This is a genomic window from Streptomyces sp. NPDC001415 (genome assembly GCF_053597395.1).
On sequence record NZ_JBSFIE010000005.1, the window covers coordinates 201,781 to 215,216 of the forward strand.

Genomic DNA, 13,436 nt, shown 5'->3' on the forward strand with positions numbered 1-13,436 from the left:
GCGTGGGTTCATGATCCGGTTCGAGCAGGTCAGCAAGGTCTACCCGGACGGCACCCGTGCCGTCGACGACCTGTCCTTCGAGGTCGCCGAGGGCGAACTGGTCACGCTCGTCGGCCCGTCCGGCTGCGGCAAGACGACCACGATGATGATGGTGAACCGGCTCATCGAGCCCACCTCCGGCCGCATCCTCGTCGAAGGCGAGGACATCGCCACGCTCGACCCGGTCAAGCTGCGCCGCAGGATCGGTTACGTCATCCAGCAGGTCGGGCTTTTCCCGCACCGTACGGTCCTCGACAACACGGCGACCGTCCCGGCACTGGTCGGCTGGAAGCGGGCGAAGGCCCGGGCGCGGGCGGCCGAGCTGCTCGACCTCGTCGGCCTCAACCCGGCGACGTACGGCCCGCGCTACCCGGCGCAACTCTCGGGCGGACAGCGCCAACGCGTCGGCGTCGCAAGGGCGTTGGCCGCGGATCCGCCGGTGCTCCTGATGGACGAACCGTTCGGAGCGGTCGACCCCGTCGTACGCGAACGCCTCCAGAACGAGTTCCTCGGCCTCCAGGCGACCGTGCGCAAGACGGTCCTCCTCGTTACCCATGACATCGAGGAGGCCGTACGGATGGGCGATCGCATGGCGGTGTACGGGTCCGGGCGCATCGAGCAGTTCGACACCCCGGCGTCGGTCCTGGGGGCGCCCTCCACCTCGTACGTGGCCCAATTCGTGGGCGCGGACCGGGGTTTGAAGCGGCTGTCGGTCACCAGGGTCGAACCCGACGACCTGGAACAGCCGCCGGTCGTACGCCTCGGCGAACCCGCGGAGGCGGCCGCGGCCCGGCTGCGCGGCGAGGAGGCGCGCTGGGCCGTGGTGCTCAACGAGTCGGGCGAGCTGCACGGCTGGGTCGCGGCGGACGAGCTGTCCCTGGCGGGGGCGGGCTCGGTCGCCGACCTGGCCCGGCGCATGGAGGCGTGGGTACCGGTCGGGGCCCCGCTCAAGCAGGCGTTCAGCGAGATGCTGCAGTACGACGCGGGCTGGGTCGCCGTGGTGGACGGCGCCCGCTTCCTCGGCGTCCTGACCCCGGCGAAGCTGCACGAGGCGCTGCGGCGGTCGGTTGACGCGGACGCGCTGGGGGTGGCGCGCGGAGAGGTCGACTTCGACTCGGTCGCGGACGCATGAGAGCAGAGGGTCCTCAACTTCCCTGAGACATAAGGAAGGTGACGTCAGATCAGATGCTTCGACTTGAGGTAGTTCCTCGCCACGTCCTGCGGCAGTCGGCGCCAGCTGTCGACCTGTTCGTTCAGGGAGGCGAGGTCGGCGGTGGTGAGGACCGTGTTGAGTTTGCCCAGGGCGCCGGTCACCCCCGCGCTGCCCGCGCGTGAGCGGTTCACCACCGGCACGATGTAGTCCGCGTTCTGCAGGTGCTTGTCGTCGGCGAGCAGCACCAGGCCGAAGGCGGAGAGCGTGGCGTCCGTCGTGGTGGTCAGGACCATCTGGTCCTGACCGCTCTGGACGGCCTGCTTGGCCTGCGTCGTACCGACACCCTTGGGGTCGACGGCCGTGATGTCGATGCCGTACGTCTTCTTCAACCCCGGCTCGCAGTAGGGGCGTTGGACACACTCGTCGCCCGCGGCGAGCCGCACCGGAAGCTTCGCCGCGCCGAGGTCGCTCAGCGTCTTGAGCCGGTGCTCGCGTGCGTAGGACTGCGCGACGGCGAACGCGTTCTGGTCCACCGCCTTGCCCGGGTCGAGGACGGTGAGGCCGCGCGGGGCGGCCAGGGCGCGCAGGGCCGTCATCGTCCGGTCCAGGTCCGGTGAGCCGACCGGCTTGGCGTCGGAGCCGTGGGCCTTGGCGTTGAGCCAGTCGGCGAAGGTGGCCGCGTACTCGGGCACGACGTCGATCTGCCCGCTCTCCAGGGCCGGTTCATAGATTTCCCGGTTGGTCACCGACAGGATCTTCGTGCCGTAGCCCGCCCGGTCGAGGAGCAGCGCGTACATCTGGGCGAGGACGTCGCTCTCGGTGAACCCGGCCGTGCCGATCGTCAGGTGCTTGTTGTCGCCGGGCGGCGCCGTGACCGAGCCCTGCTTCTCCAGGCTCGGCCCGGTCGTGCAGGCGGCGACCGCCGTCAGGGCGAGGCCGGCCATCAGCAGGCGCGGCCTCATCCGGAACCGCCCCTCGCCCAGTGCGGCGCGAGGCGCTGGACCACCTCGAAGATTCCCTCCACCACCAGCGCGAAAACCGCCACCAGGACGGCGCCCGCGACGACTTGGGGCGTCGAGGCGAGGTTGAACCCGGCGGTGATGATCCTTCCGAGTCCTCCGCCGCCCGCGAGAGCGGCGAGCGTGGCGGTCGCGACGAGCTGGACGGCGGCGATCCGCACACCGGTGAGGATCAGCGGCAGGGCGAGGGGAAGCTCGACGCGGAGCAGGAGTTGGCGTCCGGTCATGCCCATGCCCCGGGCGGCCCGCACCACGTCGCGGTCGACCTCGCGCATCCCGACGTAGGCGTTGGTCAGCAGCGGCGGGACGGCGAAGAGGATCAGCGCGACGATGGTGGGCCACTCGCCGTGCTTGCCGAGCGGGGTCAGCAGGAGCAGCACGAGGACGGCGAAGGTGGGCACGGCCCGGCCCACGTTCGAGAGGTTGACGGCGAGCGTGCCGCCCTTGCCGAGGTGGCCGAGCACGAGCGCCACGGGCAGCGCGACGAGGCAGCTCAGGACGAGGCACAGCGCGGTGAGCCAGAGGTGTTCGCCGAGCCGGTGCCAGATGCCGTTCTCACCGGACCAGTGGGCGGCGGAGGTGAGCCACGACCAGGCGTCGGAGAGGGTGTTCATGCGGGCGCCGCCCTCGTCCAGGGCGTGAGGAGCCGCTGGATGGCGAGCAGCACCAGGTCGGCGGCGACGGCGATCACCACGCACAGCGCGGAGGCGGTGAGCACCTGCGCCTTGAAGTACGTGTTCATCCCGGCGTAGATCAGGTTGCCGAGGCCGCCGTAGCCGACGATGGCGCCGACCGTCACCAGGGACACCGCGGAGACGGTGGCGATGCGCAGCCCGGCCATGGCGGCGGGCACCGCGAGCGGGAGTTCCACGGCCAGGAGCAGCCGTACCGGCCCGTATCCCATGCCCCGGGCCGCCTGCCGGGTGTCCTCGGGGACGGCGCGCAGTCCGGCCAGGATGTTCCGTACGAGCAGCGTCAGCGAGTACAGGACCAGGCCCGCGATGACGATCGACGCCGAGAGCCCGTACACCGGGAGCAGCAGCGAGAACATGGCGAGGGACGGGATGGTGTAGAGGACGGTCGTCACCCCCAGTACCGGACCCGCGGCCCAGCGCCAGCGGCGGGCCGCGACGGCCAGTGGCACGGCGACGACCAGGCCGAGCAGGACCGAGACGGCGGTGAGGTGGAGGTGCTGGAGCACCGCGTCCCAGAGGATCTGGCGGCGGCTCGACAGGTATGCGCCGCAGATCCACTCATTGCGCGCGAGGCAGTCGTCGGGAGGCGCGGTCACCCGTTCATTGGAGCCCGGGGCTCCGGTCGGCCGCGCGTCCTGGTGGGCTGTTCGGGGCAGGACGTCGCGAGAGCAGACATTGTGATAATGGGGCGAAAGGGGGACGCTTGGGGTAAGTACGGCCGGGAGTCACCGGTGCGTCGCAGGCACCCGCCCGGCCGGGAAGAGGTGAGTGCCGTGCGTGTACTCCTCAAGGCGATATTCAACACCGAGAAGACCAACGAAGTCATCCGCGACGGAACGATGCAGAAGACGATGCAGGCCACGATGGAGGCCCTGCGTCCCGAAGCCGCCTACTTCACCACGGAGGAAGGCTGTCGTACGGCGTTCGTCGTCTTCGACCTGGCCGACCCGTCCCAGATGCCGAAGATCGCCGAGCCGTTCTTCATGGAGATGGGCGCCAAGATCTCGGTCACGCCCGTCATGAACGGGGAAGACCTGGAGAAGGGTCTTGCCGCCCTTGGCTGACCGTCGAGGTCGCCCGGCTTCCCGAGGCCGGACCACAGGGGTGGCCCGGCCCACTTGCTCTAGAAGCCCGCGTCGCAGCAGCCGTCGCGGCGCATCAGGCGGCCCACCTCCAGCCAGTCCTCGGCCTTCGCCATGGCATGCCGCTCGTGCGGCTCGAAAGCCGACACCAGATCCGCGGTCGTGTACGGCACGCCTCCCCTGAGGACGCCCGTGGTGCGCACCAGGGAGTCGAAGTCCGTGAACGGGTCGCCGTCGACGAGCGTGAGGTCGGCGAGCTTGCCGCGTTCGACGGTGCCGAGGTCCTTGTCGAGCCCGAACAGCCGGGCCGGCAGGACGGTCGCGGTGCGCAGGGCCGCGGCCGCGGAGAGGCCGCCCAGGTGCAGGGCGCGCAGGCTCAGATGGAGGGAGAGCCCGACGGGAACGAGGGGCTGGTCCGTGCCCAGCGCCACCAGGCCGCCTCCTTCGAGGACCCGGCGGTAGACGTCGGTCTCCTTGCGCAGGGTGGCCAGTTGGGCCTGGGTGGGCGCCACGCCCGACGAGTGTTTCACGGCCGCCGAGTCCCACGGCGGCATCACGGCGGTGACCCGCGGATCGTCGGCGAGAGCGGGGTCGGAGCCGATCAGGGGCGCGGAGGTGAACGGCGTGACGATGAGTGCGAAGTTGATGCCGCGGGCCGTGTAGATCTCGATGACGTCCTCGTAGGCCTTGCCCGTCGCGGAGGTGGCGTGGCCGAACTCGGCGCGCTGCGTTGCCAGTAGATGGGTCGTCAGGTCCTGGCCGACCTCGACGCCCGGGGAGAGCAGATGGCTTCCCGTGCGCACCCCGAGTCGCTCGTGAGCGAACCGGGCGGCCTCCTGCATGATCCAACCGGGCGCCCGTACATAGGTTTTGACGAAGTCCCAGTCGAGCGCGGCGCCGCGTTCCAGGGAGCGCTTGAGGCCGGCCTCGGTGCGGTGGGCGCGGCCCATGCTGTAGGCGACCCGGGATCCGTCGAGCAGTTCCCCGGTGGTCAGTAGGCGCGGTCCGGCGAGCTGTCCGGTGGCCACGGCCTCGCGGATGCGGGCCTGTTCGTAGGCGAATCCGCCGAGCGACACGGCGGTGGTGATGCCGTAGGTGAGCTGGCCGACGGTCTGGCGGCCGCCGTACGTGCTCTGCCACGGGTGGGTGTGGGTGTCCCAGAGTCCGGGGAGGACCGTGCGGTCGGATGCGTCGATGGTCCGCAGGGCCCCGCGCTTGCGGTGGGGTTCGACGGCGGCGACGCGTCCCGAGCGCACGACGATGTCGACGTCCTCCCGCACGGATTCGCTCGTGCCGTCCCAGAGTCGTCCCGCGTGCACCACGGTGTCGGCGGGTGCGGGCCTGCGCTGGTCGAGCGCGACCCGCACGGTGCGTGCGGCGCCGCCGTCGACGCCGATGAGCCGCAGCCGAGCGCCGGACAGGTAGAGCAGCGTCTTGGAGTCGCCGGACCAGGAGGGGTGGTCGGCGGGTTCGGTGGTGAGGGGGCGCGGCGGGCCCTGCGGGGTGCCGTCGGGGGCGACGGGCAGCAGGCACAGCGCGGATTCGACGACGACCGCCATCCAGCGGCCGTCGGGCGACCAGACGGGCCCGGAGTCGTAGCGGTCGGCGATGGAGACGTGCGGGGCCACGGCGTGCAGCTTGTCGGCGCCGGTGGTGGTGTCGACGACGCGGATGACGTTGTAGCCCTCGCGGAAGCGCAGGTTCAGCCGGTTGCGGTCGCACAGTGCGATGTAGCGGCCGTCGGGCGACCAGGTGGGCCGGCCGGGCAGCCCGCCCGCGCCGAGCGCGCTCACCAGGACGCGTTCGGTGCCGCTCGCGAGGTCGCGCAGGACGAGCCGCCCGGACATGTCGATGGCGGCGAGGCGCTTGCCGTCGGGCGAGAGCGCCGGGTGCACCCGGCCGCCCGTCGCGAGCGCGCTCTCCTCGCCGGTGGCGAGATCCCGCCGGTAGACGCCGAGCAGCCCGTCCCGGTCGTCGGCGTAGATGAGCGAGCGGCCGTCGCGCGCCCAGACCGGTCCGAGAAGGTAGCGGGTAGCGGGCGACTGGCGCAGACGCTCGGGCGGCCGGAATCCCGAAGTGTCCGTGATCCAGAGCGAGTTGAGGGCGGCGAACGCGATGCGCTTGCCGTCGGGGGCCAGCGCGGGCAGGTGGATGCCGCGCACCGGGCGCACCCGTTCCTCGCCGAGGTCGTACGACTTGACCTGGTAGCGCGGCCGGTCGACGGGCAGCTCGCCCGCGAACGGGATGGACTCGGGCTCGGCCGGGTTCTCCGGGCGTACGAGGGTGAACCGGCCGTCCAGGGTGAGCAGCAGCTCGCCGTCGGCCGTCCAGCGCGGGGGCATCGGGGCGATGTCCCCGGCGACCGGGACGGGGGCGCCGTCGACGACGAGTGTGCAGGAGGCGTTCGGTGCGGCGGTGGTGCGCAGATAGGCGAGGCGGCGGCCGTCAGGAGCCAGGGCCGGGGTCATGACCTGCGCGTTCTCGGTCTCGGTGTGCTCGACGGTGACCGCGCCCGCGCCCTGGGCGGGAACGGCGGCGACGGTCCTGGCCTCCACGCCGGGCCCGGACGGCGTGGTGACGGCCTTGGCGCGGACGAACAGGACGCGCTTGCCGTCGGGCGACCAGGTGGGGTCGAAGTCCTCCCACGGGCCGTCCTGGAGCGGGCCGTCCTGTCCCGGGAGTCCGGTGAGGCGGGTCAACTGCCCGGTGCGCAGGTCGAGTTGGTGGATGCGGTACGGGCTGCCGGCCACCGGGTCGCCGCCGCGCTCGGAGGCGAAGACGATGCGGGTGCCGTCGGGCGACCAGGCGGGGCCGCGGTCGTCCCAGGGCCCCTCGGTGCGCTGGCGCACGTCGCTGCCGTCGGGCCGCATGGTCCAGATGTGGTAGCCGCCGCCCTTGTACGCGCAGAACGCGATGAGCTCGCCGCCGGGGGCGTACACGGGCCGGGTGGGTTCGAGTCCGGCCGGGGTGAGCGGCTCGGCCGTGCCGCCGACGCGGGGCAGTGACCACAGGACGTCCTGGATCTCGGCGATCAGGTGGTCCCCCGCGGGCGAGAGGCTCGCCGCGCCGTTGGTGGCGGCCGTGAAGGAGAGCGAGAGTCCGGTGCGCGGGGTGGCCAGGGCCGGGGCGGGCACGGCGCCGACGGCGGTGACGGCCCCGGCGGCGCCCGCGGCGGCGAGGAGTTGGCGGCGGGAGAGGGACAAGGGGGTGGCGGTGTTGTCACGGTCCATGACACAGCACGCTCGCGCACCGTGCGGCGCAGGGGCAACACCGCCATTCCCGCCAAAGGGGGACGACCTCCCGTCAAACCCCCTCAGGATCCGGGGACTTGGGCCGCTCGTCAGGCGGTGCGCACCTCCAGGACGGTGACCGAATACGGGGCGAAGGTGGCGGTGAAGGTGGGTGCGACGCCGTTGACGGTGCCGCGGCGCGGGATCACCGCGAGCGGATCGGTGAGCGTGTTGGTGGCCTGTGGGTTCGCCCCCGCGAGCACGGTGACGGCGGCGTACGCGTCGGTACGGGCCACACCTTGCAGGGCGACGGTGGTCTTGCGGGCCGTGCCACCCGTGTTGACCACCGCGAGGTAGACGCGGCGGGCGCCCGGGTCGTGGGTGGTGACGGCGTTGAGTCCCGGCAGGGCACGCACCGCCGTGGGCAGGACGACGGTGCCGCGCCGGGTGAGCAGGAGTTGCTGGGCGTAGTAGCTCGGCGAGTTGTAGCTGGTCAGCGCGTCGTAAGCGATGAGGTTGGTGGCCCAGGTGTTGTCCCGCACGTGGCTGAACAGCGGGGCGTACGACTCCATCAGGACCTGGTCGGAGTTGCGGATGAGGCCGGCGAGCCAGGAGGCGTCACCGAGCGCGGCGTTGAGGTTGGGGGTGGGCCGGCCCTCCTGCGAAGCCCATTCGCCGACGAACACCTTCGGGCTCTTCCGGTCGCGCTGGTCGTACTTGTGGGAGGCCGCCTGGAAGGCGGAGGGCGACTGGTAGGAGTGCTCGTCGATCAGGTCGTACGGTCGGGAGGCCACCGGCGTCGTGGCGATCAGCTTCAGAGCGGGGAAGCGCGCCTTGATCGCGTCGTGGAAGGCGGCGTAACGCTCCTCGTAGGAGCCGGACTTGTCGAAGAAGTCCTCGTTGCCGATCTCGACGTACTTCAGGGGGAACGGCTCGGGATGGCCGTCGGCGGCGCGGCGGGCGCCCCACCTGGAGGTGGTGGGGCCGGTGATGTACTCGATCTGGTCGAGGGCGTCCTGCACGAACGGTTTCAGGGCGTCGCCGGTGACGTGGTCGCCGTGGAGGGAGTACCCGGCGTACACGCACAGCAGCGGCATGCAGCCGAGGTCCTCCGTCATCTGGAGGAATTCGGGCAGGCCGAGGCCGTCCGTGGACCAGTAGCCCCAGGCCGAGTTGTGGTGGCCCGGGCGCTGTTCGAGGGGGCCGATCGTCTTCTTCCAGTCGACGCGGTCGGCTATGACGTTGCCTTCGAGGTAGTTGCCGCCGGGGAAGCGCAGGAACTTCGGCTCCAGGGCGGCGAGTTTCTCCATCAGGTCGACGCGGAGCCCGTTCTTGCGGCCCTTGTAGGTGGGCGGGAACAGCGAGACCTGGCTCAGCCAGAGCGTGCCGGGCGCCGAGGCGGTGACGACGAGGCGGGCGTTCGCGGTGGTGGGTGCGCCGGGGGCGGTGCGCAGGGTGAGCTCGTACTTGCGCCACGATCCGGTGAGGGGCCCGGTGGTGCCGGAGGCATGGACCTTGCCGTCCGCGCCGGTGATGCTGACGGTCAACTTGCCTGTGGAATCAGCCGACTTGGCGTAGAGGGAGGCGCGGTAGGCGGTGGCCGGGCGGACCGGGATGCCCCAGTAGCCCTCGTTGGCGACGCCGTCACCGGCCGCCTTCGCACTCACGCGCAGCGACTGGGTGAGGGCGGAGTTGAGCGGCTGGGCGGTGTCAATGGCCAGGGCCGCGGTGCCGGTGGCGCTCCAGTGGAGCGGTGTCGCCGCGGCCATGAAGCTGCGGTTGTTGACGAGTTCGGCGTAGAGGCCGCCCTCGCCGCTGTGGTTGATGTCCTCGAAGAAGATCCCGCCGAGTTCGGTGCTGACCTGGGGTCCGGGACGGGTGGTGTCGATGGTCAGGAGGGGCTGGGTGGAGTCGACGGGTACGCCCGCGAGGGCGGCGGCATCGGCGGCGGTGAGGGCGGCGTCGAAGACCTGGACGTCGTCGATGAGGGCATGGGCCTGGTCGACCCTGGCTCCGCCGAACAGGCCTCGGCCGACCACGGTCGCGCCGCTGGCGCGCCAGCCTCCGGTGTAGGGCACTTCGCCTTCGAGGACGCCGTTGACGTAGAGGCGTATGACCCCCGCCGCCGTGTCGTCGACGCCGAGCAGGTGGTACCAGGCGCCCGTCACGGGCACGGAGGCCGCCCCGGCGACACCCGCTCCGCCGTTCGCCGAGGTCGAGTCGGACGGCAGCCGGGTGAACGCGAACGACCCTGTGTCGTCCCGGAGTTGGAGATAGAACCCGCTCACCGCGAGCCCGTCGACGGACACGAAGGTCTGGTATCCGGCGGTTCCGGTGAGCCGCACCCAGGCGGCGACGCTGAAGCTCTTCGACGTGTCCACCACCGGACCGGCCGCGGACGCGTCGCCGCCCGCCGAGACGTCGAGGGCGGCCGCGCCGGACTTCGCGGCGCCCCACTTCGCGCCGCCGGCGAGGGTGAGCGTACGTCCGTGGCCGGAGCTGTCGGCGGCGGCCGTACCCGCCCCTTCGTCGAAGGCCCAGTGGGCGACGGGCCCGGGGAGCGCCGACTCGGCGGCCCGCGCGGGAGAGGCCGCGAGCGCGGGGCCGATCGCGCCGGCCAGCGGCAGCGCGCCGAGCGCGGTCACGAGCGCCCTGCGGCTGGGCCCGGAGACTTGGGCGGGGGCGGGGGTGGACTGTGTCATGCGGGTGCTCCTCAACTCTCGCTGCGGGTTCGAGATTTCGGACGTCGTTCTGCATTTCGACGCCGGGGAGCATTCCGCCTCTTCCGTCACTACGTCAACACCCCGGGACCAGCTCGGAACGGTTCCTGTCCGACCCATTGACACCCTCGGCCGCACGTCATTACCGTCACGCCAGGATTTCGAACGCATGACGAGATATCGAACGCCACGGACAGCAGCGCATCAGGAGCAACTGCCTTGCGAATCACGGGAATCAGCACCCACGTCGTCGGGACCCCCTGGCGAAACCTCACCTACGTCCAGGTCCACACCGACGAGGGCCTGACCGGCGTCGGCGAGACCAGGATGCTCGGCCACACCGACGCGCTGATCGGCTACCTCCACGAGGCCGAGGCCAATCACATCGCGGGATCCGATCCCTTCGCGATCGAGGACCTCGTGCGCCGGATGAAGTACGGCGACTACGGGCGCGCCGGCGAGATCGTGATGTCGGGCATCGCCGTGGTGGAGATGGCCTGCTGGGACATCAAGGGCAAGGCCCTGGGCGTCCCGGTGTGGCAGCTGCTCGGCGGCAGGGTGACCGACCGGGTCAAGGCGTACGCCAACGGCTGGTACACCACCGAGCGCACCCCGGAGGCCTACCACAAGGCGGCCCAGGCGGTCGTCGAGCGCGGATACCGCGCGCTGAAGATCGACCCGTTCGGCACCGGCCACTTCGAGCTGGACCGCGAGCAGTCCCTGTACGCCGTCTCGCTGATCGAGGCGGTGCGGGACGCCATCGGCCCGGACACCGAGCTGATGCTGGAGATGCACGGCCGGTTCTCGCCGGCCACCGCGGTGCGCCTCGCCCACGAGCTCGCGCCCTTCGACCCGGCGTGGTTGGAGGAGCCGGTTCCGCCGGAGAACCTCAAGGCGCTGGCGAAGGTCGCGGGCAAGGTCGACATCCCGATCGCGACCGGCGAGCGCATCCACGACCGGATCGAGTTCCGCGAGCTCTTCGAGTCGCAGGCCACCGACATCATCCAGCCGGACGTCGGCCACATCGGCGGCATCCTGGAGACCAGGAAGCTCGCCGCGACCGCCGAGACGCACTACATGCTGGTCGCGCCGCACAACGTGGGCGGTTCGGTGCTCACGGCGGCCTCCCTCCAAGTGGCGGGCTGCACACCGAACTTCAAGATTCTGGAGCACTTCAACGACTTCGCCGACGCCGACATCAAGAAGGTCGTCAAGGGCGCCCCGCAGGTGGTCGACGGCTACTTCGAGCTGTCGGACGCGCCGGGCCTCGGCGTCGAGCTCGATGTGGACGCGGCGGCCGAATTCCCCCAGCAGCAGGCCCGGTTCGACCTGTGGGCCGAGGGCTGGGAGAAGCGCGACCCGTCCGGGGCGCGGGGATGAGCAGCCGCGCGATCGTCGTCGACGCGCCGGGCAGGCACCGCCTGGTGACCCGGGAGCGCCCCGAGCCGGGCCCGGGCGAGGTCGTGGTGCGGGTCGCCGCCGCGGGGATCTGCATGAGCGACCGCGAGGTGTACGACGGCCACCGCGACGCGGACTACGTGCGCTACCCGCTCACGCCCGGACACGAGTGGGCCGGGACCGTCGAGGCGGCCGGGGCGGGCGTCGACCCGTCGCTTGTCGGGCGCGGGACGGTCGCCGAGGGCTTCCGCACCTGCGGCACCTGCGAGCGGTGCCGGCGCGGCGAGACCTCGCTGTGCACGGCCCCGTACGCCGAGACCGGATTCACCCACCCCGGCGGCTTCGCCGACCATGTGGTGGTACCGGCGCGGCTGCTGCACCCGCTGCCCGACGACGCGGACCTGAGCGCCGCCGCCCTTCTGGAGCCTGCCGCCGTGGTGGCCGGCGCCGTACGGACCGGCGCGCCCGAGCCGGGCGAGCGGATCGCGGTGCTCGGCGCGGGCACGCTGGGCCTGCTCGCCGTGCAGCTCCTGTCGAGCTACTCCCCCGGCGAGCTGGCGGTGATCGACCCCCGCTTCGAACGGGCCGAGCTGGCCTGTCACATGGGGGCGACCGAGGCCCGCACGCCAGAGCTGTCCCATGACGTGCGCGGCCGCTTCGACCTCGTGATCGAGACGGCGGGCGCGCCGTCCACGGCCGCCGACGCGACGCTGCTCGCCCGGCGCGGCGGCCGCGTCGTCCTCACCGGGATGTTCGCGCCGGGCGCCCTCGGCATCGACCCCGTGCATCTCTCGCTGAGCCAACTCACCGTTTCCAGCGTCTTCGGCGCCTCGTCGGCGGCATGGTCCTTCGCGGTGCGGGCGTTCGTCACCGGGCAGATCGACCCGGCGGCGCTGATCACCCACGAGTTCCCGCTCGACCGGTACGCCGACGCGCTCGCACTGGTCGGCGGCGGCGACCCCAAGACCGGAAAGGTCCTGCTGCGCCCCTAGGACGCGACTTCCCGGCCCTTGGCCCCACCACGCCCCCTATTCCAAGGCTTCGTACCCAATGACCCGAACTGTGTTCGAGATACCGAACATCGCGAAGGCCCGCTCACACAAGGAACCCCGCCTGTGACCGACACTTCAGCCTCCTCCCTCACACCCCCGGGGCCCCGCCGCCCCGGCGAGCGGGCCCTGACGGCGCTCGGCCTGGCCGCGCCCGCCGACAACCCCGCCGACTCCTCCCCGCACGTCTTTCCCGACGGCGGCTCCTGGCGCACCGAGATCCCCTCGGTCGAGGGCCCCGAGGCGCTCGCCGTCGTACTCAAGGAGTCCTCGCGGCTCGACGTGCCGGTGCACCGGATCAGCCAGGGCAGCGGCGTGTGGATGCTCTCCGACGCCGAGATCACCGAGATGGCCGAGGCCTGCGCGGACCGCGGCATCGAACTCTGCCTCTTCACCGGACCCCGCGGCACCTGGGACATCGGCGCCTCGTCCCGTACCGCATCGGGCGGCGCGGGACTGCGCGCCCGGGGTCACGACGCGCTCGCCGGATGCGTCGAAGACGCCCTGCGGGCAACGGAGTTGGGCGTCCAGTGCCTGCTCGTCGCCGACGAGGGCGTGCTGTGGACCCTGCACCAGCTGCGCGAGCGGGGCCTGCTGCCCGCGGAGACCACCCTGAAGGTCTCGGCTCTGATCGGCCCGGTCAACCCGGCGTCGGTCGGCGTGTACGAGCGGCTCGGCGCGGACTCCGTGAACGTGCCCTCCGATCTGACGCCGGCTCACTTCACGGAGATCCGGCGGGTGTCGGGCGTCCCGATCGACCTGTACATCGAGGCGCCGGACGACCTCGGCGGCTATGTGCGGATGTACGAGGCGGCCGAGCTGATCCGCCGCGCCGCCCCGCTGTACCTCAAGTTCGGGCTGTCCAAGGCGCCCGGCATCTACCCGTACGGCGCGCATCTGCGGGACACCGCCCTCGACACGGCGCGCGAGCGCGTGCGCCGCGGCCGGCTCGTGCTCGACCTGCTCGCCCGGCACGGCGCCGACGGCGGCATGTCCCCGCTCGGCTCTCGCCTCCCCGGCCCCCTCAACCGCTTCTCCCTCAAGGACTGAT

The 13,436-nt window shown here is 71.8% G+C and carries 10 protein-coding genes; 5 read left to right on the forward strand and 5 right to left on the reverse strand.

Going from position 1 to position 13,436, the window contains the following annotated elements; all coding sequences use genetic code 11:
* The first annotated feature begins 10 nt into the window (after positions 1–10).
* On the forward strand, positions 11–1,171 hold the full coding sequence (locus ACWC2B_RS08800) for a betaine/proline/choline family ABC transporter ATP-binding protein (RefSeq protein ID WP_450715755.1): 1,161 nt from the start codon (positions 11–13) through the stop codon (positions 1,169–1,171).
* A gap of 44 nt (positions 1,172–1,215) precedes the next feature.
* Here the strand turns inward: ACWC2B_RS08800 and ACWC2B_RS08805 are convergent, their stop codons facing one another.
* From ACWC2B_RS08805 to ACWC2B_RS08815, 3 genes are read right to left on the reverse strand one after another with little or no spacing between them, the layout of a single operon-like run.
* Positions 1,216–2,154 carry a glycine betaine ABC transporter substrate-binding protein gene (locus tag ACWC2B_RS08805; RefSeq protein ID WP_450715756.1) on the reverse strand — a complete coding sequence of 313 codons (939 nt, stop codon included), beginning with the start codon at positions 2,152–2,154 and terminating at the stop codon, positions 1,216–1,218.
* On the reverse strand, positions 2,151–2,825 hold the full coding sequence (locus ACWC2B_RS08810; RefSeq protein ID WP_450715757.1) for an ABC transporter permease: 675 nt from the start codon (positions 2,823–2,825) through the stop codon (positions 2,151–2,153). Before ACWC2B_RS08810 ends, ACWC2B_RS08805 begins: the two co-directional genes overlap by 4 nt.
* On the reverse strand, positions 2,822–3,502 hold the full coding sequence (locus tag ACWC2B_RS08815; RefSeq protein WP_450715758.1) for an ABC transporter permease: 681 nt from the start codon (positions 3,500–3,502) through the stop codon (positions 2,822–2,824). Before ACWC2B_RS08815 ends, ACWC2B_RS08810 begins: the two co-directional genes overlap by 4 nt.
* Positions 3,503–3,679: 177 nt before the next feature.
* Between ACWC2B_RS08815 and ACWC2B_RS08820 the strand changes: the two genes are divergently transcribed.
* Complete coding sequence (locus ACWC2B_RS08820; protein ID WP_450715759.1) at positions 3,680–3,970, forward strand: hypothetical protein; 291 nt, start codon at positions 3,680–3,682, stop codon at positions 3,968–3,970.
* A gap of 59 nt (positions 3,971–4,029) precedes the next feature.
* On the opposite strand, the gene ACWC2B_RS08825 is transcribed toward ACWC2B_RS08820, so the two are convergent.
* Both ACWC2B_RS08825 and ACWC2B_RS08830 read right to left on the reverse strand, forming a co-directional pair.
* Positions 4,030–7,218 (reverse strand): amidohydrolase family protein, encoded by a 3,189-nt coding sequence (locus ACWC2B_RS08825; RefSeq protein ID WP_450715760.1) that lies wholly within the window; start codon positions 7,216–7,218, stop codon positions 4,030–4,032.
* Positions 7,219–7,328: 110 nt separating this feature from the next.
* Positions 7,329–9,920 (reverse strand): alpha-L-arabinofuranosidase C-terminal domain-containing protein, encoded by a 2,592-nt coding sequence (locus tag ACWC2B_RS08830; protein ID WP_450715761.1) that lies wholly within the window; start codon positions 9,918–9,920, stop codon positions 7,329–7,331.
* A 237-nt stretch (positions 9,921–10,157) separates the two neighbouring features.
* Here ACWC2B_RS08830 and ACWC2B_RS08835 point away from each other — a divergent pair, with 237 nt between their 5' ends.
* The 3 genes from ACWC2B_RS08835 to ACWC2B_RS08845 all read left to right on the forward strand — a co-directional run bounded on the left by ACWC2B_RS08835 (position 10,158) and on the right by ACWC2B_RS08845 (position 13,435).
* Complete coding sequence (locus ACWC2B_RS08835) at positions 10,158–11,318, forward strand: mandelate racemase/muconate lactonizing enzyme family protein (RefSeq protein ID WP_450715762.1); 1,161 nt, start codon at positions 10,158–10,160, stop codon at positions 11,316–11,318.
* A complete protein-coding gene (locus ACWC2B_RS08840) occupies positions 11,315–12,328 on the forward strand; it encodes a zinc-dependent alcohol dehydrogenase (RefSeq protein ID WP_450715763.1) in 1,014 nt (337 codons plus the stop codon). Before ACWC2B_RS08835 ends, ACWC2B_RS08840 begins: the two co-directional genes overlap by 4 nt.
* 123 nt (positions 12,329–12,451) lie before the next feature.
* Complete coding sequence (locus ACWC2B_RS08845) at positions 12,452–13,435, forward strand: hypothetical protein (protein ID WP_450715764.1); 984 nt, start codon at positions 12,452–12,454, stop codon at positions 13,433–13,435.
* Position 13,436: the final 1 nt, after the last annotated feature.